Source organism: Vibrio marisflavi CECT 7928 (genome assembly GCF_921294215.1).
In the GTDB taxonomy this organism is placed as follows: domain Bacteria; phylum Pseudomonadota; class Gammaproteobacteria; order Enterobacterales; family Vibrionaceae; genus Vibrio; species Vibrio marisflavi.
The window spans coordinates 21,500-46,728 of the sequence record NZ_CAKLDM010000001.1 but is presented as its reverse complement, the minus strand read 5'-3'; the positions used below and the strand labels follow the sequence as shown (position 1 = coordinate 46,728).

Sequence of the window (25,229 nt, the reverse complement as noted above, 5' to 3'; positions counted from 1 at the left end):
AAATTGATGAGAAAAAATAGGAAAGGAGTATCGGTTAGGTAGGCGACATTTAAAATCGATAATTTTTTACAGACCTGTTAGCAAATCTAACATATTATTCTGCTTGACCGATCAACTAGAGCAAAAAACAACCATACCACAGAGTTTTGTTCTGCAAAACTAAAAAGTCTTGTTAGGCAAAGAAAGAAATAAGCAAAATTTAGTAGCTAAAAAATCAATGAACGACCATTCATTTAGTATGAACCAAAGTGCCACATAGCCATGGTCAATCTAAGATTGCATGACTATTTGTTAAATCAAATTTAAACAAAATCGATCAAATGTTAGATTATTCAATCAGTTTCTATAATATTGCAACTCATCCCCCGTCAAGCATGCTCTACAGCTGACTAAACTAAAGCCTCTACACTTTATGCCCATACGTAAAAATATCTCGCACACTTTAAAGACCTCATTTGGTAATGCCATCGAATGGTACGACTTTTGTCTCTTCGGCTATTTCTCCGCTACTATCGGTAGACAATTTTTTCCCTCTGCCAGTGCGTTTAGCAGTTTGCTGCTTGCCTTTGCAACTTTTGCCGTTGGCTTTATGGCAAGACCGTTAGGCGGAGTTATCTTTGGCTGGGTTGGGGATAGAGTTGGACGGTATTTCAGTATGAACTTAGCCATCATCATTATGGGGCTTTCGACTCTGTTCATCGCATTTTTGCCAAGCTATCATTCCATTGGTATCACCGCTCCTATCTTGCTAGTAGTGATAAGGATTATTCAAGGTATATCTGCTGGTGGTCAGTACGCTAACCTGCTTGTAGTGACAACTGAGAACAAGCAACTAAACAATACTGGTTTCTACTCAGGGATAGCGATTACCGTTTCCTTAATTGGATTTTTGCTGGCATCTGGGACCAGTTACCTCGTACTGAATTTTACGCCAACTAGCCTTGAACCTTATGCCTGGAGAGCGACTTTTCTATTTGGTGGCATCTTGCTGGCTGTCTATCTCGTCATTATTCGTTCACAGTTCAAGCAGCAAGAATCCACTCAGTTTGAAAATACTAATACTCCCACTACGAACACCTACAAATACTTATGGAAAGAGCATAAGTTGAGCTTTTCAATTGTGGTGCTGTTTAGTGCCGCTCTCGGTGGTATGTTTTATATTGATTTCGTTTATTTTGTGACCTTTTTTACTCAATATAATCACCTTACAATGAGTCAGTCACTCACTCTAAATACCATATCGCTTCTTGTTGCGTGCCTGCTTTATCCATTATTTGGACTGCTTTCTGATAAATTTGGACGAGCCAAAATGACTCTTTATGGCATCATTGTTCATATTGCTCTTCTGTACCCTGCAATTCACCTGATCCTCTCGCACAATATGCTGAACATGGCTCTTGGCTTAATGATATTGGTCATTTTGGGTTGCTGGGTACAAGGCGCAATCACACCTATTTTTTCCGAGATCTATCCCAAACATGTTCGAAGTAGTGGTTGCTGTGCAAGCTACGGAATTGGGGCCGCGATCAGTGGCTTCTCACCCATGCTCGCAACTCAACTGGACCACAGCTTTTCCAATGGGTTTGTCTATATTTTCGTTGGAGCGCTTGTCATTGGCGCAATATGCGCGGCAGTCTTGATGACAAACCAAAGGCTGGACGACCAACTTGTGGCGCAGCATAGCTAGTAAGAATTCGGTATTTGGCAAAATACTTAACAATCGGGGGAATCAGGAGCACTTTCGCCAAATACCGAAGTGAGTAACTTTTAAACTCAATGACATAATGCCTGAGACAAGGAAAGCAAAAAACAGATCAAGTCCTTATAAAAGATTCCCTGTTCTCTTGCTTTCAAGTGACCCAACTCTACGAATTTTTCAAATTCATTTCAGAATGGGGAAATTCTACAAAATCCGTGTTCTGCTTTTTGCCGTTCTCCACAGGAGTTGCGTACCACGAAATCGCGGAGTAACCTCAACAACATGGTACATCTAAGGTCGAGCGAGTGATAAACTACTCGCCTAATTTAAATTGCTAGCAAAAGGTAAAGGCATGAACCCAATTCTTGCATTGTTAAAAGAAAACAATATTAGTGACGAGCAAATCAACGAGCTATTCCAAACTCTTACAGACAACCCTATCGCTGCAATGGCAACCATCGCACAGCTAGGTTTACCTCAAGAAAAACTACAAATGTTGATGGGGCAAGTCATGCAGAACCCAGCTTTAATCAAAGAAGCTGTTGAAGAGTTAGGCCTAGATTTTTCTAAAGTAGAAGCTGCCAAAGAGAAATTGCAAAAGTAGCTCCCAGCCAACAACCAAATCACTCTGCCCGATAGCTGACATTGAGCTATTGGGTATTTTATAAAATAAATCCTAAAGCTAACTGGTCATTTTGTCTTTTTGTTGATTAAAATTTAATCACACAGGAGACGATTATGAAACGATTCGAAAACATACTTTTTGCTACGCAGGGATTACCAAGCAAAAGCGACGCACTTGACCAATCGATTCGGTTAGCAGCAAGCGACAATGTAAATGTAAGCGGCCTAATCGCATTTCCGACATTCCCTAATGAATTGCAGCAATATCAACAGAACTTCCAAGCGACGCTGCAAAACAACCTACAACAAGACATCGATAGTTATCGACACCAAAACAATCTAACTGAGCAGCAAGCCCCCTTTCCTTTCGCGGTAAAAAGTAGTGAGCAACCAGCCATCTGCATAATAAAGGAAGCGATGAACAACAATATCGATCTGTTGATAAAAGAAGCTGAACCTATTAAAGAAGGCGGCGAAGGCTTCAAAGCTGTAGACATGACTCTTCTTCGCAAGTGTCCGTGCGCTGTATGGCTTCATCGACCCACGGAAAAGCCACAGACTAAACGTCGGGTAGCAGTTGCCGTCGACCCTGAAAACACTGATGAACAGCAACGTGCCTTATCACTACGTTTATTAGAGTTGTCCCGCTCAATTGCCGACTCCTGTGATAGCCACTTGCACATTATTTCATGCTGGGAATATTACCTAGAACATTACCTCGACAACCACGCTTGGATCCACGTTGAAGACAAGCAACTGTCCCAAGAATTGGAGAAAGCTAAAGATAACCACCACCAAGCCCTTCAAGCGCTCATTGCTGAATCGGGAGTCGCAGGTGATTACGTCATTCATCACTTGCACGGTAAACCTGACGATGCGATACCAAAATCCGTCGAAGAAAGTGAAATCGATGTACTTGTTATGGGCACAATTGCGCGAACTGGTATCTCTGGGTTTGTGATAGGGAATACCGCAGAAAATATCTTGCAAGCGATTAATTGTTCGCTGGTAGCACTAAAGCCAGAAGGTTTTATGTCTCCAGTGGCATGATCTGCAGATATTACACACATGGCTACTCACATTGTTGCTGCTATAGACTGTTTAGATATAAGGCACGTTTATTGAGAGAAAAGAGCCTACAATTAGTAGGCTTAATATTGGTATTGCTGAGGCTGTTGTGAGAGCTCTATTCTCTACTCTATTTTTTATTAGCTTCTTTTGCTTTGCAGATGATTCTCTTTCTGTAAAAGCAGTCACAGATGACTACCCCCCCTTTGTATATCAAGAGGGCGGTGAACCTCTTGGTGTCGCTGTAGAAGTGCTAGAAACAATGGCATCCAATGCCGGTGTCGAGCTTGAAATTGCTTTCTACCCATGGAAAAGAGCCTATTTGATGGCGAAAACCAAACCAGATGTTCTGGTATTCACCCTGTCTAGAACACCAGAAAGAGAAAATGACTTTACGTGGATTGGACCTATTTTCAAAACCCCAGTGAATATCTATAAATTGAAATCTCGTCGCGACTTAGTTATTAACAACATCAAGGACATTAAGGCTCATAGAGTCGGTGCGGTAAAAGGCTACGCGTCTGAGAAAGAGCTGAAGAAATTAGGCTTTGTTGCAGATGTAAACTTAGATACGACAAATTCAGAAAAGCAAAATGTAGGAAAATTTATCTCAGGAAGAGTGGCGTTTATCTCTAGCTCGCCAGCTGTCCTGTCTTTCTATCTGAAGGAGCATGGAAGAAGCTGGACTGAAGTTGAAGCTGTTTACACTCTTGAGCTCGTCTTCGATGAATACATAGGATTAAACAAAAACAGTAACCCCGCCTTGAAACGCAAACTAGATTCTTCTTTTAAAGAGCTAAGAGATAGCGGAAGAATCGATTACATACTCGAAAAGCATATAGGGGGCCTGTAGATTTTGCCGTTCTTAAGCTAAGTTGGAAGCAAATTCGCTCGGGTTTTCACACCCGAGCAGCGCCAATCCACTATGTCGTCACCTAAACACAGGCAACTCAATCGATTTGTAGGATAGTAAGAAGTGGCCGATTTTCTTGGCCAAGTTTCAGCTAAAAAATTGACTGCACTTTCTGGCCGTAATTTTTCTTGCCTAGATAGTTTGAAGTAACCTGCGGGCGAACCGTTTTTAGTCGTGCACTCCAATTGAAACAGAACACTCCAATCACCGGAATATGATCACTTTCAAACTGATTAAAGTTATCAAACGAAACCGTGTTGTGATTTTTGCGATATTTGTAGTTTAAGCCTTGGGTAATAATGTCGCACCGAGTTCGGCTTGGTACTAGAAAGTTACCATGGCTAATAAAGCCTACCCTATCTAGCACACCGTAATTTGCCTTAGTATTGCCACTTTTCTTTTCAAATTTTGGATTGAGTACCTTGTTCATACTAGGAAAATACGTTGAGTTAAAGCTTCTAGGTGGAACAAATTGCAGCTTACTATACTGGGGTAACACTTGTTGAAAGTTCTGTTGTAGGCGCTGCCGGATCTGAATAGAACTCACCTGCGAGTTGTACTCGTTTTGGAAAAGATCGTAACTGTTGTTATTCTTTGAATTATCGATATTTGTATTCTGTAGATCCTTATGAAAGTTCCATTTATTTAGGGTTTTACTGTCATACTTACCTTTAATATTATGGTAATTCTTATTCACGCCACCCATTGACTTTGAAAACGTTGATACATCTTCAAACTGATCCATCACTGAATATTTGCGACTTTTCGCTAAGCCCGTCGACAGTTCATTTCCTCCGATGAACTTACCAATGGTCATTCTCTCGTTGAAATCTCCGACCATGATTAAAGCTGAAAGGGGAACATTGTATGAAGCAACTTCATCAATCAGCTTGTCATACTCGTGTTTCCTAGCACTCTGCTCTGCCGAGTCAAAATGAATATTGCAGATAGCAATATACCCTGTCTTTTTCTTGTATTGATTTTGACCAATTGGTGTCGCTAGTACGAGTTTCAGGATGACGTAATTTCCCCCTTTATTCCACGAAGGCGTGCCGGGAAGGGTTTTCTTCGAATGATGAACACTACCTTTATGGACAACTTCTATTGTCGACCTAGAAATCATAGTATCCACAGCATACTTGCTTTTTACATATACTCTAAGTTGAACGCTCCCTTGACCATGCTCTTTGGGATTAAACATGTCACCCCATTTGGTAGCTGTTCGCATGATCTCTTTGCCAATATCTGTATAGCCTTTGAGCTTTGCTCCCATTGCATTGTGAAAGCTGTTCCCTTCTTGCGTACCGACAGCGATGACTTCTGCTCTAGAGCTGAGTAAGGCTTGAGCCAGAATACCAATGTTGTTCATTCCAGATTTTGTTTTTGAGTAAGCTTGGTTTGCAAGGTTGTAGGTTAATACTGCAACTTTTAAATTCGACATGTTAACAATCCTAGTTAGACGAGTTTAATATATTGGCCAATACCAATCTAAGTTACTCAAACACAAGAAAATGCCAAATGTAAACAATCTGTTAATTAGGCTGTGAGCTCTATTTGTGTAACCAAAATGAGATGAGATACCGACAACATAATGTGATGCTATGGATGTACTAGCAGCCGATTTCTTAGTAAGCGAAAAGCTTACCTTACGCTCATATTACTATCGTGATGGCAGAAGTTAGATCAACCAAAACACGGACACACTTGGTAAGATTTTTCCAGTATATTCAGTGTCGAAAAGTCGCAAATCGAAAGGGGTTATGACGCCAAAAAAAGCAAAGAACTTGAAGTAAAATTCTTCATTTGAAACTGCTTATATTTTCAAATAGGGAAAGTAGCGGAAAATACAATATATTATCCGATTTGCCCCTGATATAAATGAGTGTATTTAGTCAAATCAAAGCAATAGAAACATCACTTTAAGCACATGAATCTATTTGATTTTTTGTTATTTTGAAAGTCAAATGGGAATTGTAGCTTAGTAGCAAATGCCAATAGTTAGTTGTTATCTATCAATATTGTCAAAAAGTGAATGAATATCTCTTTTATATTGCAAAAACATGCAGTTCATGAACAACTAATTGCGTAAGTTCAAACATCCCTATTTTTTGCCAGATATTCCTATGGTCTTGGTCTACACTAATTGTGCGGTATTTGTACTATCGACAAAAGGAGAGGTTATGATCGCTAAGCACAGAGACTACTTGCTGCAGGATACGAAAAATTTCCACGCGCATATCCAAGTAAATCCGATTGGTATTGTGGACGTCGACATTGTGGAAAAGCGTGAACACCATAGCTCAACCTTTGATTCACTGGCTTTTAAGAAAGTAGGGTCTAAGACAATAGTTTCTGGATGTGAAGAAAAAGGTAGAAAAAAAAGTCAGTGGCAACTTACATTGAACAAAAAAGACGCCGAAGAACTCAATCTCTTGATTGAAGATGCCAATGAAGAATACGAAATGTTGATGCGTGATCTTCTGTAATGAATCGGTAATGGAACGAAAGATAGAACACTGAACTTAGAAAAGGCACTACTTGGTAGTGCCTTTTTATTATATTCCTAACTGACTGGCTTATAAATACTAATCAACTCTTGCGAGAACTGGCTAAATGAAGTGACACCTGCAGTCTCAGCAATATCGATAAAGTCAGCAATCGTATTGTCGTGATAATTTCTAACTCGGTGCGCTTTAAAGCTTGGAACGATCCCTTTAGCTAGCTCTGGGTTTTGAGTCGCAACTCCAGTCGGACAATGATCCGTATGACATTTTAGCGACTGAATACAGCCGAGTGATAGCATAAAACCGCGCGCTGAATTACAAAGATCAGCACCATAGCAAAATGCTTTAAACATACCGAACCCAGAAACTACTTTACCCGCATATATGATCTTAATTCTATCTCTGAGCCCTTTATTAATAAGCGAGTTGTGAACAAACTTTAATGCATCATCGCCGCGCATACCGATATGGTTAGAGTAATCGAGCGGTGCCGCTCCCGTACCGCCTTCTGCCGCATCCACAGTGATAAAATCAGGATAGATGTCTTGTGATAAAAACCTATCTAGCAGTGATTCAAACTCTTTGGGCTGTCCTACGCATAACTTTATGCCTACTGGTTTTCCGCCACTAAGCTCTCGCAACTTACCAATAAACTCCACCAACTTTTCCTCTGTTGGAAAAGAAGGGTTAAATGGTGGAGAAAGCACATCAGTATGAGGCTCGACCATGCGAATCTTCGCTATTTCCGCTGTATTTTTTACAGCAGGCAAAACGCCACCATGGCCGGGCTTCGCTCCTTGAGATAGCTTTATTTCAACCATTTTTACAGACTCTAAAGTGCTTTTCTTGCGAAAAGCTTCTTCATCTAAATGGCCATCAGGGTAACGAAAACCAAAGTTTGCAGTGCCAACCTGCAACACAATATCTCCGCCTTCCATATGGAAAGGGGTGAGTCCACCTTCTCCAGTATTGTGAGAAAATCCACCTAAAGCAGCACCTTTATTCAAAGACTGAATGGCAGTTTTACTAAGAGCACCGAAGCTCATTGCAGAAATGTTTAAGATAGAAGCGGAATAAGGATGCGTACATTCTGGCCCACCAACGAGTACCCTTGGTGGATCCTGAAACTCCCCTTTGCTGAACATACTGTGCCCAACCCACTCTAAACCTTCTTTATAAAAATCACGTTCGGTACCAAGTGGGTGATAACCGGGTTTATTCTCTGCTCTGGCGTAGACTTGTTTAATCGCATTTTTACTGAATGGTCGCCCTTCGGTGTTGTTTTCTACAAAGTAATCGTGAAGGATTGGGGCAATATCGAGCAAAATATATCTTAAATGACCAAATATCGGGTACTCACGTAATACTGCATTTTTCTTCTGTAATAGGTCATACCAACCTAGAGTGCTAAACGCGAGTATTAGAATCAGCACTAAGGTATCACCTTGAAGCAAAATCTGATTGGCGATCGCCATGATGCTTAGCACGGTAGACATAAAGATAAAAATTTTTCTATACGACATGTGTGAGCCTTATTGAAGTTGACTTATTGTTATTTGTTTTCCCACGAGCCTCGCTTCACTTCGGTTGCTCGCGGTTTTATAGAGTATAAATCAATCACTATGTATATCGTCGAGCTTTATTTAACGACTCTGTTACCTTTGCACTCAATACGTAGTAACTAAAATACCACCCATCAGTAAGTGAGTGCTCACATGTAATGTGTGCCTTGTATTATCTAATGGTATCTCCGTAGCTTGTCTGAGTTAAATTGGTACCGATATAAATAGAAAGGTTAATTTTCGGTTATTGGGGGGTCATTGCCCTCCCGCTTTTACTGAAAGATAGCTAGAATGCGCACAACCTTTGTATTACATACCCTACTCGCTAGGGCGCATTTATCGGAGATACTATGCTGCGTTGCTGTTTTGTCGCGATGACAATTATTTTGCTAGCCGGTTGCACGGAACATCAGGCAAATGAAATGGGTATTGGGAATGGTACAGTCACGAACTACCCGCAAAACATGACCAATATGGAGCTTTGCCAGACGCTATACTTTTCTAGGCCTACAACCCAAACTAGAGTGGCCGTCGCCTCTGAGTTCGATAGAAGAAAATTAGACTACTCTAGTTGCAAAGCTCAGTACGACGAAAACTTTTTGTCTGCATTCATCAAACAGTATGAAGCGCAACAAGCAGCCAACTCAAGTGATTCCAGTAGCAGCTAATATCGTCCAATCCAGTGCTTCAGTTTAAGGGGTAATTACATCTCATCCTTGAGCTGCTTGGTTCTCTTGATTAGATAGTCTTTAAAATCAGTACATCGTGCGGGCATTTGTGTCCGCTTTTGATAATAAAGGCTAAGTTCAAACTCACTTTTGACGTAATCATTAAGAATAGAGACTAAGCTCCCCTCTCGCAGTTCTCCTTTTACTAACTGCTTCGGTAAATACGCTACACCACCACCTTGCATCGCGACGTTTTTCACAAACATACTGTTCTCTATCTCGATGGTCTGCGCTATCTCAACGGTCGTAAATTCGCCACCTTTTTCAAATTGCCAACGATTCCCTCCCACCAGCGTCGACGTATAAAGGCAGTTATGATATTTCAACTCCTCTGGAGTCATAGGTTCTTCATATTTTTGAATATAGTCTGGAGAACAGCAGGCCACCAATGGATAACGAAGCAACACTCTTTTTATTAGCAAGCTATCTTTATCAAGATGTCCTTTATAGGTCGCATGAGCCTTGATAGAAAAATCAACTTCATGCAGGTGATCAACAGGTAATGCCGTTTCAATTATTTTGAAAGATACCTTTGGGTGCATTGCCAAGTATTCACCCACAATTTGGCTCAAAAACTTCTGGGCAAAAAGTGGCGTAGCTGCAATTTTGATCAACCCACTGATTTCATGACCAAGATTTTGGATGCCAGTAAACACATCATTCGCCCCTTGATATATGGGACTATATTGCTCATAGAGCTCTTTTCCGACATCGGTTGGGGAGATTGTTCGGGTTGAACGCATCAGCAAACTAACACCAAGTTCTTCTTCCAACTCCTTAATCCATCGACTACCTGCAGAGGTGGAAATCCCATAAATGCGGGCCCCTTCAGAGATGGAACCTGTGCGCACTACTTCTATAAAAAACGCTGCTTTATCCAACATTTAGCTACCTTGCTAGCATTCCCAATTTCAAAAATCAGAATCCCTAATATAGGACAATAAGCGGCGATTAGATAGCATTTCTATGATGTTGATCAAGACGCCATTGTGAATCACGTTTAATAATCAATGCATTATATTATTGATTTATAACTAAATAATACGTCAAGTGGCGGGTTGGCGCTCATTTGTACTTTCTGCGTTGGATGCCATTGGCAAAATTTGAGTCATCGAATACTAGTTGCTATATCTATGAAGCCTATCTTACGGATTCATAGGGAAATTTAATAACGGAGGAAAACATCATGCTTAAAGGCAAAATCTGTGTTGTAACTGGCGGTGGACAGGGTATAGGTCGAACAATTGTAGAACGTTTCGCGTCAGAAAATGCAGAGCACGTATATGCTTGTGACATGAATATTGATGCTATAAAAGAAGCCTACGAAAACACGACCAATGTCTCTCCTGTTCTGCTGAATGTTTGCGATCGCGAAGGGATCCAAGCTCTAGTAGAAGATATTAAACAACGCCATGGGCGCATCGACGTGCTGGTAAATAACGCTGGCATAACTCGCGACAACCTACTTGACCGTATGACTGAGCAAGATTGGGACATCGTTCTAGACGTCAACCTAAAAGGCGTTTTCAATATGACTCAAGCTATCGCTCCTCTAATGATTGAAAACAATGCTGGTTCAATCGTGACTATGTCTTCTGTTGTGGGCACAGATGGTAACATCGGCCAAAGTAACTACGCAGCAACAAAAGGCGGCGTTATTGCAATGACAAAAGGCTGGGCGAAAGAATTTGCTCGCAAAGGCGCGCAGGTGAGAGCCAACTGTGTAGCACCGGGTTTTGTTGAAACTCCGATGACTAAAGACCTACCAGAAAAAGTTATTCAGTATATGGTCAGCAAGACACCTCTAAATAGAATGGCGACTAGTGAAGATATTTCTAACGGTGTAGCATTCTTAGCGAGTGAACAGTCTAGCTTCATCACTGGCCAAACGCTTAAAATCGATGGAGGACTTGTTATTTAACTTTGTCGTACCAACACGCCAAAGTTTACCCTTCATAACAGTCTAAGCAATGAGCCCGAAGCACCTGAACAATTAGTCGCTTAGGGCTCAGCATCAATGCATTACAGTTCTACATTATTCTCAAAGTATCACTTTGATGAAGCTAAAACTCATTACCTATTACAACTAATACCGGCAATGAAAGCGGTCTACGTAAAATCAAAATACAAATGTAGGCCTATAACTAGAAGTCAGAATTGAGCTAGGACGTACCTGCCATGAGAAAAAAATCACAACTTTCGAGCGAAGAAGCCGCCAAGCTAGTTAAGGATGGAGATACTGTCATCCTCGGCGGCTTTATTGGCTCCGCCGTACCAGACGCCTTAGAGAGCGCACTAGAAAGACGTTACTTGGAAACGAAAACACCGCAAAAACTCAACTTAGTATTTGCCGCTGGCCAAGGAGACGGAAAAGAAAAAGCCGTCAATCGGCTAGCTCATGAAGGACTAGTCAACCATGTGATTGGTGGCCACTGGGGTCTAGTTCCCAAACTACAATCCCTGGTTTACGAAGGCAAAGTAACAGGCCACAACCTTCCTCAAGGTGTGATTTGCCAACTTTATCGAGACTCAGCGGCAGGTAAGCCCGGTATGATAACTCACGTTGGTTTGGGCACCTACATCGACCCACGCTTCGAAGGTGGGAAAGTCAACCAACAAACAGTGGAAGACAAAGTCCAACTAACCGAAATAGCAGGCAAGGAATACCTATTCTATCCTCGAATTGATGCTGATATAGCTCTACTTCGAGGCACAACAGCCGATGAAAATGGAAATATTTCGATGGAAGAAGAGTGCCTCGTATTGGAAAACCTTGCTATCGCCCAACTGGTTCATAACTGTGGCGGCAAAGTGATTGTGCAAGTAAAAAACATCGTCAAAGCCGGTGAAATGCCTCCTCAATCTGTCCGAGTTCCCGGCGTATTTGTTGACGCAATAGTTCTGTGTGACGAAAGTGAGCACCCACAAACCTTCTCAGAGCCCTTCAATCCAGCCTATATCGGTAGGGGAGAGAAGCCTCATGCTTCTAGCCTAGAAATGTCTCCATTAGATATAAAAAAAGTGATTGCCAGAAGAGCAGCGTTAGAGCTTAAACAAGATGCCATCATAAACTACGGAATTGGTTTACCTGAGTTAATAGCGCAAGTCGCTAGAGAAGAAGACATTAGTGAAAAAGCAATTGCGACGGTTGAACCGGGAGCCATTGGAGGTACTCCTGCTGGCGGTCTATCATTTGGTGCATCAGCCTATCCAGAAGCCGTCATCACTCAAGATCAAATGTTCGATTTTTATGGCGGTGGCGGTCTTGACCAAGCGTTTCTAGGGTTGGCTGAAGTTGATAGAGTAGGCAACATCAATGTATCTAAGTTTGGCCAAAAACTGGTTGGTTGTGGCGGGTTCATCGATATCACTCAAAACGCTAAAACTGTCTACTTTTGTGGCACCTTTACCGCAGGGTACTCAGATATAAAAATTACCGAATCTGGGTTACAAATCATTCAAGACGGTCACATCAATAAGTTTATTGAGCAAGTCCAGCAGATCACTTTCTCCGCCCATACTGCAACGCTCAATAGCAAGCCCGTCCTATACATTACTGAACGAGCTGTTTTTCAACTCACAGAACAAGGGCTTGAACTAATAGAAATTGCACCCGGCATCGACTTAGAAAAGGATATTCTGAGCAAAATGGGCTTTTCTCCTAAAATTTCTTCTGAGTTGAAAGAAATGGATGGAAGACTATTTTCCTTACAGAAAATGAACTTATCAATGCAAAATCGTTAATGTATATTCATTTAGCAACCACAATAATCAGGACTTACTATGCGCAACGTCAACCCTAAATTGCAGCTCTGGCTAGCTGGTCTAAATGAGATTCTTCGTTCGCTCGAAGCGCAAAATATTGCCCCTACCCCGACAGCAGCGCGAGAGGGATTTGCCTTAACAACCCAAACGCACGTCACCGACTATCCGCCTGTTGCGTATATTACAGATGATAACGTTGAAGGCACTCCAGTAAGAATCTACCACCCTAGCCCAGAAGAAAGACTACCAGTCATGATCTATTTTCATGGCGGTGGCCATATGGCAGGTAGTATCGAGGTTTATGAGCCAATTTGTCGCAAAATTGCAAAGGCAACGAATCACATCGTTATTTCAGTCGATTATCGCTTATCTCCCGAAAACCCTTATCCGGCCGGGCTAAACGACGCATATAAAATTGTCGAAAATATTTGGGCACTGCTTGAGAAAAATGGTGTCGAGCCTGAAAAAAAATTGACGATCGCTGGTGACTCAGGCGGCGGCGCATTGTCTGCATCTATCTGCCACAAAGCTCAATATGACGATAACATTAAAATCGACAACCAAATCCTTATCTACCCTAGCTTAGATTACACGATGCGTGAGAAGTCAGTTAAAGAAAACAGCAAAGGATACCTGTTAGAAGAAAAAGGCATGGTTTGGTACTTTGATAACTATTTTCAACATGGGGAAAACAGAGAGAAAGCGTCACCACTGTATATGGAGTATTCAAACGCTCTGCCAAGAACCTTCGTAATTACCACTGAATTTTGTCCTCTCAGAGATGAAGGCTTGAAGTACGTAGAAAAACTTCAGCAAGCTGGAGTAGAAGCATCTGGTTTTAACTATCCTGATATGATTCATGGCTTCCTAAACTTAGAAAACCTTGTTCGTGAAGAATGTGACTCTCTGTATCGCTCTCTCCATCACTTCCTTTCCAATCAATAATTGACTCGAAACTCGGCGTATCAGCACTAGCTGATACGCCTTCGACGTTGGTAATGTAAGATAACCTCAAAAATGGGCACAATACAGCCTCAATTAGATTTTTCCTGCGTCTAAGATAAGCTTACCCATACCGTCAGCAGGCAAAGCTTTATAGGCCTTCAGCTCAGGGTCGTTTTCCATCTTGATTGGTGCCAAACATGAAGATATGTAAGCTCTATGGATTGCATCACTATTTTGTGTCCAATTGTCACCACCAACAAACTCACCAACTTTGGTATAGCAGAGCCACAATATTTGAGAGGTTGCCCAATAATTCGGGTTTCGTCCACATCCAGGACTGTGTGTTGAAATATCGCTACCGTTTTGGACTGGCCAATAGTCTCCCATCGTGGTCGCTAGACTAGCTCGATTTCTCGATTTAATGATCTTATAGGCCATTGACATCATGCCTGTTCGGTCACAGCCGGCTTGGCAGTGCAGGTAGTAAACATTTTTCACACCATCCTTATCGCGCTTTTTCATCATACGATGTAGCTTTTCTGCTCTCTCCATCAAATTGTCATAAGTATAAGTGGAGCCGATTTTCTGTTGAGCCAATAGCGGCGTATTCTCATTTGGCAGCGGCGGCGCAAAAGAGCCAAGTAGTGGCCAAGAAACGTATTTGCCTTGCTCTGGGTTATCGAGGAAGTATTTCGCTTCGGTTAAACTTGCTTTGGTGTCTTTCGGGCTAAGAATTGGGTCAAGTAAGCTGATATCTATGATGCGGTAATTGTCAGGAAGCTTGATATCCGAGCACTCTGCGGCCGCTGACAAGCGAGACTTCAACCCAGAGTAGTCAAATTGAGTATCATCATTTAGCTCAGGTAAATTGCCTCTAAATAAGTAATTGCCTTGACGAGATTGGTCGATAAATTGAACTCGTCCGGCATCGTTCAATGTGCTCTCGGAACAATACTGGTTAGTTATTTTGCTAGGCGCATCACCGCCTGATGATGAGCACGCCTGTAACGCTAATGTAGTAAGAACAAGAGTCGAAAGTGAGAATATTTTTTTCATTTGAGCCATAACTATCCTTGAATGCAAAATTAATCACATACAAATACTAACCTGCTCAATTAGTAGAATTAATGATATACAAGATGGTTAACTGTAAATATTAAGTAAGAATTACATTATTTTGTAGCAAGTTAGCAACTTTTGCGCGTGGCTTAAGCCTGACGGCTATGCTTATCGCTCCGGCCTGAGTGCGGTGATTACTTTCTGTTTATCAGGTACACAAGCACAATTGATTACCTATCTTAGTCGGCCAATTTTGGAAAACAAAAACAGCCCTAACCAAAAAGCTTGCGCTAGAAACATCACACTGCCAGTCAGTGCTACTGCAGTTAGCAACTTTGCAAAATAGTCAGTGCTTAGAAATATATCAAACCCCAAGTTGCTGGCGAAAAGGCTCAACACAATAAGAATAGTGACGATTACCAGTACAATGACACTACCTTTAGCTGCATTATGGAAATCGGTTCGACTTGGGATACAGTGAAAACAAATCAAGCTAACCAATAGAAACTTACCGAACCCGATAGGGTTTTGTACGGAAAAGACAAACCATTCAAATGCCATCGACCCCGATTGAGAAAGAGTCGTTAGCAAAACTTGCCCTACATCCATTCCCTGAAGATTGAAATGAGGCTGCCAATGTGGCTCATGCATATAACAGAAGTTCACAAGGAGACTTGCAGTGATAAGTGGAGCGATTGCAATGAAAAAGCAGCCAATGGATTGGTATATTGAACGAGTATTCCAACTATGGCCTACATGCCCAAGCGTTGGATTGCTAAATGACAAATCTACCAATTTGATGCTGGTAATCTTATGTGCAAACAACACACATGCAATCGCATGAGAAAGCTCATGAATCGGTGTACCTATGATAGCTGTTATCTTGTAGACAACTCGGCTCATTCGGTTAGCAAAAATTGAACCGGACAGAGCGGCACTCATTAAGTTGTGCACAATCGCCACGGTGATGAGCAGCAAGGAGGACGTAGCTAGAAAAGTCAGCATTTAGAGCCTAATTGTGTATTCCATTAAATCAGCTGAGGCCTAAGCACAAGCTAAGCCTCCCGATCGTCGGATCTGGCATGCCCAATAGCTTTAGGCTGTTCTGAACTGTCTTGTATCTTGACCCAAATTTTCAAGCGAGGTGAAATAATGGCAACCACAACTCCAAGAGCAAAATAGCCGATAAACGTGGTGAGAGGTGTGTATTCAATCCCAAAAAATGCCAATACATAGACGACAGCAGTGAATAAAAAGATAAACCCACAGGTGATATTTACCGGTTCATACAACTCATAGCCGGATATCGGTCCTCGTTGTTTCATCATCATAATTCTCCCTCTAAATCAGCTCAATAAGCTTAGTTATGGCAGTCATGAACGTGTAAGCAGAATAAGTAATTCTGAGTTATCAGTTAGCAATGATTTAATGGAAACATCATCCAACTCAGCTAAAAAAGCGGATTTCGCTTTTGCTAATTTTTCTTTGAGGCGACATGCAGGGGTAATGTGGCAATGCTCGACTGAACAATTAACTAAATCAAGTGGCTCTAGGTCTCTTACAACTTGCCCAACCGTAATATCACTTGAATCCCTAAGCAACCGAATTCCACCATTTTTTCCGCGAACGGTGTGCACATAGTCTAACTGACCCAAACGGTTAATTACCTTTACCATATGGTTGCGAGACACGCCAAAAAGTTCCGTTACTTCAGTGATATTGGTTAGCTGCTCTTCCGGTAGTGAAGCCAAATATATTAGGGTTCTTAGAGCATAGTCAGTAAAATTCGTCAGTTGCATTTCTTTCTCCTCCAAAAAAGCATAATTCTTTTCTTGCCTAAAAGATACATTTGAGATACAACATAAAACATGCATTTGTGATGCAAGTTTTATAATTATGAGAGAAACCATATGCTAAGCGATAAAACAATCGAGATAGTCAAGTCTACCGCCCCTCTTCTAGCTGAAACTGGGCCAAGCCTAACCGCTCACTTTTATGATCGAATGTTTCAACACAACCCCGAGTTGAAAGATGTGTTCAATATGAGCAATCAGAAAACAGGAGATCAACGCGAAGCCCTGTTTAACGCGATATGCGCGTATGCGACAAATATTGACAACTTGCCTGCTCTACTTTCTGCAGTAGAAAAAATAGCTCACAAGCATTCCAGCTTTCTAATTAGTGCAGAACAATATGCCATTGTAGGAAAGCACCTTTTAGCGACAATTGATGAACTGTTTTCTCCAGGCCAAGAAGTATTAAATGCTTGGGGAGAAGCCTATCAGGTTCTAGCAAACGTATTTATTCAACGTGAAGAACAAATTTATCAGGAGAATGAAAAACAATCTGGTGGTTGGAGAGGCTTACGTGAATTTGAATTAGTCGAAAAACAACAGGAATCAAATTCGGTATGCAGCTTCACTTTTGAGCCTACTGACGGCAAACCTGTTTGCTCATACAAACCCGGTCAATATCTAGGGATCTATATCAATTCCGAGCACTTTGAAAACCAAGAAATTCGTCAATATAGTCTCTCTTCTGCAGTTCGAGAAAACAGCTACCGTATTGCCGTTAAACGCGAGCAAGATGGCAAAGTATCTAACCACTTACACCAAAACCTAGAAGTTGGAGACAGAGTACAGCTAGCAGCACCTGCAGGTGACTTCTTCATGCAGGTTGAGCAAGATACTCCTGTAATACTGATTTCTGCTGGTGTTGGTCTAACACCTACATTATCCATGTTAGAAACATTGGAGAAGCACAACGCACCTGTTACTTGGGTTCACGCCGCTGAAAATGGCGAACACCACCCATTCAAGAGACACGTTGAAACAATGATCCAGACTCATGCGAATATGAACTCGTTTGTCTGGTACAACGAACCTAACGGCCAAGATAAACTAGGCGAAGACTATCACTTCCAAGGTTGGGTTAACCTCAAAGAAATTGAAGCAGCGATTAAGCAACCCAACGCCAAAATATATTTTTGCGGCCCTATCGGCTTCATGCAGCATATCGCCAAACAGTTGCTAGAGTTAGGCGTTTCCGATCAGCAATTCCACTACGAGTGTTTTGGACCACATAAAGTGGTTTAATTAAACGTAAAGGCCCCCATTATCGACATAATGGGGGCCTTAAAATTCTAATATGTCTTTTACTTAGAGTTACATTTTTTGAAGGCAAGCTGGCATCGTGCGGGTAACATGGCTGACAACTTAAGTGCCACGTTACTAAACGTCGGCAATAATAGATACACCAGTGAAATAAACAGTACTGAACCAACTAAGTCCGCAGGACGGTGCATTCCCATCCATATGCGGCTATATTCAACCCCCATAGCCCATACAAGTACACCACCAGCAAACCAGTAGTGTTTATACTCTAAGAACAACCCACCAAACAAAGCAATGCAAATTGCTGCAAAAATAGTGTGCCCAGAAGGAAATGAATAGTTCATCCCTTTCAACCAGCTAGCAATTCTCCATGAGCTCACTTTATTTGCCATCGATTCAATAACCTGAATTTTTTGCGCTTTATCTAGGTTATAGAAATGAGAAGGCTGAGGGATAACAAGCTGGCTAGCGAGTAAGTTAGTGTATGGTCTTGGACTTTCAGTCAAGTTTTTGAGACCAACTTTACCTGCAAATCCGATTGCTAAGATAATGAAAAGCTGAACACCACGTGCAAGTAGTTTTTCACGAGAGATGCCTAAGCGGCTAGCCATAAAACATAAAACGGCAAGAGAAATGACAAATCCCTTGCCCGCAGAATCGGTCAAGATTGTGAAAAACAAGCCACTGAAATTACTCACCGGTCCCTTCAAGTCTAAACCTGAAGTTAACATTGCTATCAACGCAATTGACACAAACATAGCCAATAGCATAAAGAAGCCACATTGCTTTTGATGGAGTAATCTATTCACGATAATTTTCACATGCTTACCAAAATCAGGGGGTGATACTAACCAATACATTCAAATGATGTTTCAAATTGCTGTCAATTTGTAGAAAGATCCTAAGGTTTATTCATTTTATTCTCAATCACAACTACTGACTATACATCCAGCATATGAAAATGGTTCAATGGTCCCACACCTTTTCCTACGTTGAGCTTATCAGAAGACGCTAGAGCTTGAAATATATAGCGTTTTGCAAGTTGGATAGCATCGTTCATCTTGTAGCCCTGAGCACTATACGACGCGATTGCAGAAGACAGTGTACAGCCCGTTCCATGACTGTTCTTGGTCACTACTCTGGCTGAGCTAAACTGCTCACTTTTACCGTTGTAGAAAAGCCAGTCTGCGCTCTTGTGCTTGTCACTCATATGACCGCCTTTCAGCAAAGCAGCTTTTGCCCCCAGTTGAGTTAACGCCTCACCAAGCTGCAAGATATCTTCTTCAGACTCAGTACAATCGCGCCCCGTTAACAACATGCTTTCTGGCAAATTGGGTGTTAGCAAGGTGACATGTGGGATAAGTTGTTCTTTTAACATCGAGATGGCGTTAGCTTCAAGTAATGGGACTCCACTACTTGAAACTAAGACTGGATCGAGCACAACAAATTCAGGTGCATACTTGCGCAGTACCTCACTCACGACCCCAATAATAGATGCGTTGGCTAACATTCCGATTTTTACCGCAGCTAAGGGCATATCGCTAAAAACAGCCTCTAGCTGAGCTCTCACCTGCTCGTAAGGCGTAGGAAAAACCGCGGACACTCCCAATGTGTTTTGTGCCGTTATCGCCGTTATCGCGGAACAAGCGTAGCTACCCGTAGCGGAAATTGTTTTGATATCAGCCTGAATGCCTGCACCACCTCCACTATCTGAGCCCGCAATAGTAAGAACAATAGGCGTAGAAGAAGAGCTAGAAGGTTGATTCATGGTTTTTGATTCACTTGTATAAGAATGGGATGTCTGTGTTTCAGGCTAGATATTAGCAAAGCTTTGTATGAATAAGAATTGCTATCCTATAGTAACTAGAACCCATACTAGCTAGGCCCACGCAATACAGTTTAGTCATTGCTTTCCTGCTAGTTTTATCGAAGGAACCAACTATGAGCCACACACCACTTATAACTAGGATCAACGAGCTCCCTCGAATTCAAAAAGTTTTGCAAGAGCTCCTAGACATGGTGAACCAAGAGGAGGTCGATTTTAGCTCACTTTCTGAGAAAATTTCGATGGATCAAGTGTTAAGTGCAAGGCTACTCAGGCTAGCAAACTCTGCCCACTTTGGTGCGAGCAAAAGTGTGAGTTCAGTAAATGAAGCCCTCATCAGAGTTGGCACTGGCCCTGTAAGAACACTTGTTGTTGCTTCTGTCTTATCTGGCGTTTTTGACAATGTCCCAACTTTAGACATGAATGAATACTGGTGCGATACATTTGAAGTGTCTGTGATTGCTAGCAAACTAGCGGATAAGACAGGACTTGACGGAAATGAGGTATTCACTATCGGTGTATTACACAATATCGGTGAGTTAATGATACATACTTTAGTCCCAGAACAAGCACAACAAATCGTAGAAAAAGTAAACCAAGGTGAGAACGTTTTCGATGCACAGGAAGAAACGCTTGATGTATCAGCGCCTACTTTAGGTGCACGGCTTGCGAAAAACTGGAACTTTCCTGCTGAAATGGTCGATGCCATAGCGCACTTTCATCAACCTAGGGAAGCGGAGCTGTCGCCCAAGCTAGCCGTCATCTTGCACTTTGCTCACTCAATCCACAATAACTGGGAGAGTATGGACACTGAATCACAGAAATCAGACTACATAGAAAAGCACCCAGACTCACGCCTACTGAGCATCCCCGCTGAGTTTGCTCACATCATCGATCAAAGTGTTGGAGATGGGAAAGAGCTAGCGAGCCAGCTTCTTTCCAACTAAATAAACAAATACTGAAAAATAAGCTTAAGGTTATGTTAAGTGCCGATTATTCCACCGTCATCTCGTGTAATCATCATAATTGTCGAGCGAGGTTTGCTATTACCACCTCCCGGGAAATGGGATGGGGCTCCTTTTTCTCCGGGGTGTTGTACACCAATGAACATAGTCCGCTGATCCTCTGAAAAGGCGAGACCTGTTATTTCACAAGCTATTGGTCCAGTCAAAAATCGCCTCACCTCGCCCGTATTCGGATCGCCACACAACATTTGATTGTTACCTTGGCCTGAAAAATCGCCCTTATTGGAATAGTTACCGTCAGTTTGGATCCACAGCCGCCCTGCATCATCAAACCCAATACCGTCTGGACTATTAAACATATTATCTGCCGTAATATTTTGGCTCCCAGCATAGAGGCTATCAGGATGAACACTTGGGTTTCCAGCGATCAGATACAGATCCCAGTCAAACTCGTCGAGCGTGTGATCACTATTTTTGGGCTGCCAACGCAAAATTTGTCCATATTGATTCTTGGCTCTCGGATTGGGCCCTCCAACCGGTTGATCTTCTTCCACACCCCGATTTTTATTGTTGGTCAATGTGCAAAATACTTGGGTTTTGTCTGGATGAACGGCAACCCATTCTGGCCTATCCATAGTTGTTGCGCCCACTTGCGTTGCTGCTCGGCGAGCAAAGATCAATACCTCCCCCTGATCGCTAAAACCATTTCCTTTGGTAAGTCCATTTTTTCCATAGGTAAGCTCTATCCATTTTCCCTTACCGCTTAGCTCTTGGTCGTCAGCATTGAACTCGGCAACGTATAACGTCCCTTCTTCTAACAGTTTTCTATTCTCAGTGTCGTTGCCCGGCTGGAACTTGTTCTTCGACACAAATTTGTACAAATGTTCACCACGCTCATCATCGCCAAGGTAAACCACAACATGACCGTCTTTATTGACAACCAATGCCGCATTTTCATGCTTAAAGCGGCCTAGCGCTGTGCGCTTCACCGGCGTAGAGTTTGGATCATGAGGATCAATTTCTACCACCCAACCAAAGCGGTTCACCTCGTTGCGGTTTTTAGCTATATCAAATCGTTGATCATGCTTTTCCCATTGTGTACTGCTAGGCTCCGCCTCGACACCATAACGTTTGTCGTCATCTGTCAGTGTTAAGTCTTGATCAGTACCAAAATAACCATCAAAGTTCTCCTCACATGTTAAGTATGTTCCCCATGGTGTCTTTCCATTCGCACAGTTGGCAAACGTCCCGACGGGATGCATCCCTTGACGATCATCGTTGGTTTTTAAAAGACTATGCCCCGCTGCTGGTCCGGAAAAAACCATTTGAGTATTTGCTGTGATCCTTCGGTTTCTAGCGCCAGCTTTATCTACCTCCCAGCTACCATTTCTTTTGACGATTTCAACAACACTAACACCCACAGCCGACTGTGCTTTTAGCACATCATCTTTGGTCATCTCACTTCCCTGATGCGGAAACAGATACTCGTAGTTGGTATATTCATTGTTGATGGCTAACACTGCTCGGTCCGCGCTAATTGGAAATAAGCTCATACCATCATTATTGTCGCCAAACTGCCTCGCTTGCACTGAGGCCGAGTCGCTACCTTTAGGGTTAAACCTTGGCGCATCGGAAAAAATTGGATCTCCCCAAGATATCAACTGCGTCGCGGTATACCCTTTTGGAACCACCACACTATCAGCAGTCGAAACTGGAACGGCTGAAAATTGCATTAAAGAGTCTGAGGAACTCCTAGCTAACGCTGTCGCGACTGGGTTCAAAGATAAGAATGCACCAGCGCCAATTGCACTCGCACCTAATAAGAAGCTACGCCTGTTAAGGCAAGACTCAATCATTTCACTGAAGGCGGGTTGTTTGTCGTCTCTATTTTTCATTGTTGCGATCCTTTGCCAATACGTCCAGCTATTGTTTAATAACTAAACAGGAGAAATTAATCGAGGCGAGCCTACAAGTTAAAAATGATCATTTTGTGAAATAAATGAGTCTTTACTGTTTCACCAGCTAAAACTTCGAGTAAGAGCAAAAAATCGCCATGAATTACAATATGGTACTTTCCTAGCTATTTCAGATTAGCTAGGATGGGACTTAGTTACTTAAACGTGAGCAATATCGCAGTTAATGATCTGCTACAAGGTTAAATTGTTCTAGTTTTAAAAAGGAATAATTGTTGATAGCTCATTGAAGAAGCTAATAATAAGAGGGATTGGTATGAAAAAAATGAGAAGAGCTCAATTGCATCGTATTCGAATTCAATATTGGAAAGACTCTAAACAACCAAGTAATAAATCTTAAATAAATAAACGTCGAAAAAGAATAGCTGGCCCGAAAGCCAGCTTTTTAGTTTTTGGTCTCTTAAAAAAGGGAGATACGCTCTCCCAGAGACACAACCGTCCACCCGATTCAAACTTAATTATGCCAACTTGAAGGTCGCCACTTTTGAGTTCAAGTCTTCTGCTTGTGACTTTAATTGGTTCGACTGTTGTAAAGAGTCCGTAGCGCCAACGACAAGCTGATCAGTCACATCCTTTATCGAAGTCACATTTTGCGTGATCTCACTCGTTACATGAGTTTGCTCTTCTGCCGCAGTCGCAATTTGTGTCGCCATATCGCTAATTTTCGCTACCGCTGAGTTTATCTCATCCAGCGCTTGTGTTGCTTTGTCAGCATCTTCTACCGAACTGAGAGCCAGAGAAGAGCTTCGCTCCATTAGTGTTACCGCATTCGACGTTGTTTTTTGCAATACATCGATAGTTGCTCGAATCTCTTCAGTCGAAGTATGAGTACGTTGAGATAAAACCCTTACTTCGTCAGCAACAACTGCAAATCCACGCCCTTGCTCACCCGCTCGGGCCGCTTCTATTGCAGCGTTTAGTGCAAGCAAATTGGTTTGTTCGGCAATTTCTTGAATGGTTGACAATACTGTGGAGATTTCTTGTGCGTGCTGATTCAATTCACTGATTACGGAACTCGCTTCACTTACTTCATTTGCTAAGTTATTAATTGAGTCCTTAGTGTTCACTACAAGGTCATGTCCATTCTGAGTACTAACAGATGAGTCTTGTGCCGATTGTGCTGTTTGCTCTGCGTGTGAGGCAATTTCCTGTGTTGCCGACGCCATTTCCGTCACTGCTGTCGCTACCATCGTTATTTCTTGCTGCTGATGGTTTAGCTCGTTTGCTGATTGATTAGCGCGGGAAGTACTGATATCCGATTGCTGGTTCAGATCTTGTGATTGGCTGCGAATATGACCAATTAAGCCCTGTAAACTCTCAACAAACCGATTGAAGTTATCAGCTAGCTCACCTACTTCATCTTTATTTTCAATCTCAATTCGTTGAGTCAGATCTCCGCTACCATTAGCAATTTGAGCCAGTGCGCTTGAAACGTTATTGAGCGGCCTAAATAGCACATTACAGAGGAAGTTAAACAAAAGCACACAAGCAATCACCACAATAGCTGTCACTATTATTTGCCCCCACATGGCGCTATAAAGTGGAGCAACTAAAGAGTCATAGCTTACAACGCTAACCGTCATTAGTTTTGTGCCTTCAATATTTCGTGCGTAAACCAAGTATGGTTCGCCCTTTATATCGACTTGTACGTCATGTTGAGATTTTTCAGCATCACGAAGCTCTTGTATATTTAAACCCAATACGCTTACTGGCTTGTTCAATAACTTGGTATCTTGGTAAGTAAAGATATTGCCCTGAGCATTAGCAATAAGCATGTACCCTTCACCCGGCAAAATCACTTTCTTCATACTATTGATAATGTCTGAAATTCCAACATCAGCACCTAGAACCACTGATTTACCTTCTAAGTTCAAAGCTTTACCCAGTGAGACTACATTTTCTCCCGTAGCAGCCGCAACAGTTGGATTGTCCATAAATACGTTAGATGGATCGGCATTGGCGTTGGTGTACCAGCCCCATTTTCTAGGATCATTATTACCAGGTGGTAGAGTAACACCATTGGCATTTTTCTGACTGCCATCTGGGTATGCCAAGAAGACATTGTCAAAGCCTGCAGAGTCTCGAACTTGCTCTAAGTGACCAACGATTGCCGACGGTTGAATACCTTTTGGTAGAGAAGTTAATGCACGTTCCTTTGACTTGAGCCAGTCAGTCACATATTGGTTATACGAAGCTGTCGCACTATCTAAGCGTTGCTCAACCTGCGTATGTAACCTACTTAGCGAGGCTCGAAAGGAAATAAACTCAACCAACAACCCACCGACGATGATCGCTAAGCTGGCTGATATTGCCAATTTCTTCTTTAATGATAATGATTTAAACATAGAAAACCTTTAACTTTTTAATATTGAGCGCAAATTTTCCTTAATTGCTTAAGTTTCCTTTGGCTTACCTATGAGCAAATATGGAGAAGATGTATTTGCTTTGTATGGGTTATATAACTCGAATTTGTTGTTTTATTCTGC

Annotated in this window: 22 protein-coding genes; 11 read left to right on the top strand and 11 right to left on the bottom strand. The window is 42.1% G+C overall.

All coding sequences use genetic code 11. The features are described 5' to 3' along the window. The first annotated feature begins 412 nt into the window (after positions 1 to 412). From L7A31_RS00200 to L7A31_RS00185, 4 genes are all read left to right on the top strand, one after another. The gene (locus tag L7A31_RS00200; protein WP_237359460.1) at positions 413 to 1,687 is read left to right on the top strand and encodes an MFS transporter; all 1,275 of its coding nucleotides are present in this window, start codon (positions 413 to 415) and stop codon (positions 1,685 to 1,687) included. Positions 1,688 to 2,051: 364 nt separating this feature from the next. After that, complete coding sequence (locus L7A31_RS00195) at positions 2,052 to 2,303, top strand: DUF2999 family protein (protein ID WP_237359459.1); 252 nt, start codon at positions 2,052 to 2,054, stop codon at positions 2,301 to 2,303. Positions 2,304 to 2,437: 134 nt separating this feature from the next. Next, positions 2,438 to 3,373, top strand: a complete 936-nt coding sequence (locus tag L7A31_RS00190) for a universal stress protein (protein ID WP_237359458.1) — start codon at positions 2,438 to 2,440, stop codon at positions 3,371 to 3,373. A 127-nt stretch (positions 3,374 to 3,500) separates the two neighbouring features. Next, a complete protein-coding gene (locus L7A31_RS00185) occupies positions 3,501 to 4,244 on the top strand; it encodes a substrate-binding periplasmic protein (protein ID WP_237359457.1) in 744 nt (247 codons plus the stop codon). A gap of 151 nt (positions 4,245 to 4,395) precedes the next feature. On the opposite strand, the gene L7A31_RS00180 is transcribed toward L7A31_RS00185, so the two are convergent. Then, positions 4,396 to 5,745 (bottom strand): endonuclease/exonuclease/phosphatase family protein, encoded by a 1,350-nt coding sequence (locus L7A31_RS00180; protein WP_237359456.1) that lies wholly within the window; start codon positions 5,743 to 5,745, stop codon positions 4,396 to 4,398. Positions 5,746 to 6,484: 739 nt separating this feature from the next. Between L7A31_RS00180 and L7A31_RS00175 the strand changes: the two genes are divergently transcribed. Beyond that, the gene (locus tag L7A31_RS00175; protein ID WP_237359455.1) at positions 6,485 to 6,790 is read left to right on the top strand and encodes a hypothetical protein; all 306 of its coding nucleotides are present in this window, start codon (positions 6,485 to 6,487) and stop codon (positions 6,788 to 6,790) included. Positions 6,791 to 6,867: 77 nt separating this feature from the next. On the opposite strand, the gene L7A31_RS00170 is transcribed toward L7A31_RS00175, so the two are convergent. Continuing rightward, on the bottom strand, positions 6,868 to 8,331 hold the full coding sequence (locus L7A31_RS00170; RefSeq protein WP_237359454.1) for an FMN-binding glutamate synthase family protein: 1,464 nt from the start codon (positions 8,329 to 8,331) through the stop codon (positions 6,868 to 6,870). Between the two features lie 389 nt (positions 8,332 to 8,720). Here L7A31_RS00170 and L7A31_RS00165 point away from each other — a divergent pair, with 389 nt between their 5' ends. After that, complete coding sequence (locus tag L7A31_RS00165; protein WP_237359453.1) at positions 8,721 to 9,038, top strand: hypothetical protein; 318 nt, start codon at positions 8,721 to 8,723, stop codon at positions 9,036 to 9,038. Between the two features lie 35 nt (positions 9,039 to 9,073). Here the strand turns inward: L7A31_RS00165 and L7A31_RS00160 are convergent, their stop codons facing one another. Next, positions 9,074 to 9,982, bottom strand: coding sequence for a LysR family transcriptional regulator (locus L7A31_RS00160; RefSeq protein ID WP_237359452.1), 909 nt, complete (start codon positions 9,980 to 9,982; stop codon positions 9,074 to 9,076). 302 nt (positions 9,983 to 10,284) lie between these two features. Between L7A31_RS00160 and L7A31_RS00155 the strand changes: the two genes are divergently transcribed. The 3 genes from L7A31_RS00155 (at position 10,285) to L7A31_RS00145 (ending at position 13,808) form a co-directional block, all read left to right on the top strand. After that, complete coding sequence (locus tag L7A31_RS00155) at positions 10,285 to 11,019, top strand: beta-ketoacyl-ACP reductase (protein WP_237359451.1); 735 nt, start codon at positions 10,285 to 10,287, stop codon at positions 11,017 to 11,019. 257 nt (positions 11,020 to 11,276) lie between these two features. Then, positions 11,277 to 12,842 (top strand): acyl CoA:acetate/3-ketoacid CoA transferase, encoded by a 1,566-nt coding sequence (locus L7A31_RS00150; protein ID WP_237359450.1) that lies wholly within the window; start codon positions 11,277 to 11,279, stop codon positions 12,840 to 12,842. Between the two features lie 39 nt (positions 12,843 to 12,881). Further along, on the top strand, positions 12,882 to 13,808 hold the full coding sequence (locus tag L7A31_RS00145) for an alpha/beta hydrolase (RefSeq protein ID WP_237359449.1): 927 nt from the start codon (positions 12,882 to 12,884) through the stop codon (positions 13,806 to 13,808). A 93-nt stretch (positions 13,809 to 13,901) separates the two neighbouring features. Here the strand turns inward: L7A31_RS00145 and L7A31_RS00140 are convergent, their stop codons facing one another. The 4 genes from L7A31_RS00140 to nsrR all read right to left on the bottom strand — a co-directional run bounded on the left by L7A31_RS00140 (position 13,902) and on the right by nsrR (position 16,666). After that, positions 13,902 to 14,873, bottom strand: a complete 972-nt coding sequence (locus L7A31_RS00140) for a protein-tyrosine phosphatase family protein (RefSeq protein WP_237359448.1) — start codon at positions 14,871 to 14,873, stop codon at positions 13,902 to 13,904. Between the two features lie 228 nt (positions 14,874 to 15,101). Further along, on the bottom strand, positions 15,102 to 15,872 hold the full coding sequence (locus L7A31_RS00135; protein WP_237359447.1) for a hypothetical protein: 771 nt from the start codon (positions 15,870 to 15,872) through the stop codon (positions 15,102 to 15,104). Positions 15,873 to 15,922: 50 nt separating this feature from the next. Continuing rightward, positions 15,923 to 16,198, bottom strand: a complete 276-nt coding sequence (locus L7A31_RS00130; protein WP_237359446.1) for a hypothetical protein — start codon at positions 16,196 to 16,198, stop codon at positions 15,923 to 15,925. Between the two features lie 42 nt (positions 16,199 to 16,240). Further along, a complete protein-coding gene (nsrR, locus tag L7A31_RS00125) occupies positions 16,241 to 16,666 on the bottom strand; it encodes a nitric oxide-sensing transcriptional repressor NsrR (RefSeq protein ID WP_237359445.1) in 426 nt (141 codons plus the stop codon). A gap of 111 nt (positions 16,667 to 16,777) precedes the next feature. Here nsrR and hmpA point away from each other — a divergent pair, with 111 nt between their 5' ends. Then, on the top strand, positions 16,778 to 17,962 hold the full coding sequence (gene hmpA, locus L7A31_RS00120; RefSeq protein ID WP_237359444.1) for an NO-inducible flavohemoprotein: 1,185 nt from the start codon (positions 16,778 to 16,780) through the stop codon (positions 17,960 to 17,962). A gap of 59 nt (positions 17,963 to 18,021) precedes the next feature. Here the strand turns inward: hmpA and L7A31_RS00115 are convergent, their stop codons facing one another. Then, positions 18,022 to 18,789: a phosphatase PAP2 family protein gene (locus L7A31_RS00115; protein WP_237359443.1), complete on the bottom strand. Its 768-nt coding sequence runs from the start codon at positions 18,787 to 18,789 to the stop codon at positions 18,022 to 18,024. 131 nt (positions 18,790 to 18,920) lie between these two features. Further along, positions 18,921 to 19,748, bottom strand: a complete 828-nt coding sequence (gene thiD, locus L7A31_RS00110) for a bifunctional hydroxymethylpyrimidine kinase/phosphomethylpyrimidine kinase (protein ID WP_237359442.1) — start codon at positions 19,746 to 19,748, stop codon at positions 18,921 to 18,923. A gap of 173 nt (positions 19,749 to 19,921) precedes the next feature. On the opposite strand from thiD, the gene L7A31_RS00105 reads away from it, so the two are divergent. Beyond that, positions 19,922 to 20,752, top strand: coding sequence for an HDOD domain-containing protein (locus L7A31_RS00105; protein WP_237359441.1), 831 nt, complete (start codon positions 19,922 to 19,924; stop codon positions 20,750 to 20,752). A 35-nt stretch (positions 20,753 to 20,787) separates the two neighbouring features. On the opposite strand, the gene L7A31_RS00100 is transcribed toward L7A31_RS00105, so the two are convergent. Together L7A31_RS00100 and L7A31_RS00095 are read right to left on the bottom strand one after the other, a co-directional pair. After that, on the bottom strand, positions 20,788 to 22,665 hold the full coding sequence (locus tag L7A31_RS00100) for a PhoX family protein (RefSeq protein WP_237359440.1): 1,878 nt from the start codon (positions 22,663 to 22,665) through the stop codon (positions 20,788 to 20,790). A 536-nt stretch (positions 22,666 to 23,201) separates the two neighbouring features. After that, positions 23,202 to 25,088 (bottom strand): methyl-accepting chemotaxis protein, encoded by a 1,887-nt coding sequence (locus L7A31_RS00095; RefSeq protein ID WP_237359439.1) that lies wholly within the window; start codon positions 25,086 to 25,088, stop codon positions 23,202 to 23,204. Positions 25,089 to 25,229 lie beyond the last annotated feature (141 nt).

What these genes read in the sequence shown, in the direction of transcription:
- L7A31_RS00150 (WP_237359450.1), top strand. Translation starts at nt 11,277, where the DNA reads ATGAGAAAAAAATCACAACTTTCGAGCGAAGAAGCCGCCAAGCTAGTT.
- L7A31_RS00165 (WP_237359453.1), top strand. Translation starts at nt 8,721, where the DNA reads ATGCTGCGTTGCTGTTTTGTCGCGATGACAATTATTTTGCTAGCCGGT.
- L7A31_RS00195 (WP_237359459.1), top strand. Translation starts at nt 2,052, where the DNA reads ATGAACCCAATTCTTGCATTGTTAAAAGAAAACAATATTAGTGACGAG.
- L7A31_RS00100 (WP_237359440.1), bottom strand. Translation starts at nt 22,665, where the DNA reads ATGAAAAATAGAGACGACAAACAACCCGCCTTCAGTGAAATGATTGAG.
- L7A31_RS00200 (WP_237359460.1), top strand. Translation starts at nt 413, where the DNA reads ATGCCCATACGTAAAAATATCTCGCACACTTTAAAGACCTCATTTGGT.
- L7A31_RS00095 (WP_237359439.1), bottom strand. Translation starts at nt 25,088, where the DNA reads ATGTTTAAATCATTATCATTAAAGAAGAAATTGGCAATATCAGCCAGC.
- L7A31_RS00155 (WP_237359451.1), top strand. Translation starts at nt 10,285, where the DNA reads ATGCTTAAAGGCAAAATCTGTGTTGTAACTGGCGGTGGACAGGGTATA.
- L7A31_RS00190 (WP_237359458.1), top strand. Translation starts at nt 2,438, where the DNA reads ATGAAACGATTCGAAAACATACTTTTTGCTACGCAGGGATTACCAAGC.
- L7A31_RS00135 (WP_237359447.1), bottom strand. Translation starts at nt 15,872, where the DNA reads ATGCTGACTTTTCTAGCTACGTCCTCCTTGCTGCTCATCACCGTGGCG.
- L7A31_RS00140 (WP_237359448.1), bottom strand. Translation starts at nt 14,873, where the DNA reads ATGGCTCAAATGAAAAAAATATTCTCACTTTCGACTCTTGTTCTTACT.
- L7A31_RS00160 (WP_237359452.1), bottom strand. Translation starts at nt 9,982, where the DNA reads ATGTTGGATAAAGCAGCGTTTTTTATAGAAGTAGTGCGCACAGGTTCC.
- nsrR (WP_237359445.1), bottom strand. Translation starts at nt 16,666, where the DNA reads ATGCAACTGACGAATTTTACTGACTATGCTCTAAGAACCCTAATATAT.
- L7A31_RS00145 (WP_237359449.1), top strand. Translation starts at nt 12,882, where the DNA reads ATGCGCAACGTCAACCCTAAATTGCAGCTCTGGCTAGCTGGTCTAAAT.
- L7A31_RS00170 (WP_237359454.1), bottom strand. Translation starts at nt 8,331, where the DNA reads ATGTCGTATAGAAAAATTTTTATCTTTATGTCTACCGTGCTAAGCATC.
- hmpA (WP_237359444.1), top strand. Translation starts at nt 16,778, where the DNA reads ATGCTAAGCGATAAAACAATCGAGATAGTCAAGTCTACCGCCCCTCTT.
- L7A31_RS00180 (WP_237359456.1), bottom strand. Translation starts at nt 5,745, where the DNA reads ATGTCGAATTTAAAAGTTGCAGTATTAACCTACAACCTTGCAAACCAA.
- thiD (WP_237359442.1), bottom strand. Translation starts at nt 19,748, where the DNA reads ATGAATCAACCTTCTAGCTCTTCTTCTACGCCTATTGTTCTTACTATT.
- L7A31_RS00105 (WP_237359441.1), top strand. Translation starts at nt 19,922, where the DNA reads ATGAGCCACACACCACTTATAACTAGGATCAACGAGCTCCCTCGAATT.
- L7A31_RS00130 (WP_237359446.1), bottom strand. Translation starts at nt 16,198, where the DNA reads ATGATGATGAAACAACGAGGACCGATATCCGGCTATGAGTTGTATGAA.
- L7A31_RS00175 (WP_237359455.1), top strand. Translation starts at nt 6,485, where the DNA reads ATGATCGCTAAGCACAGAGACTACTTGCTGCAGGATACGAAAAATTTC.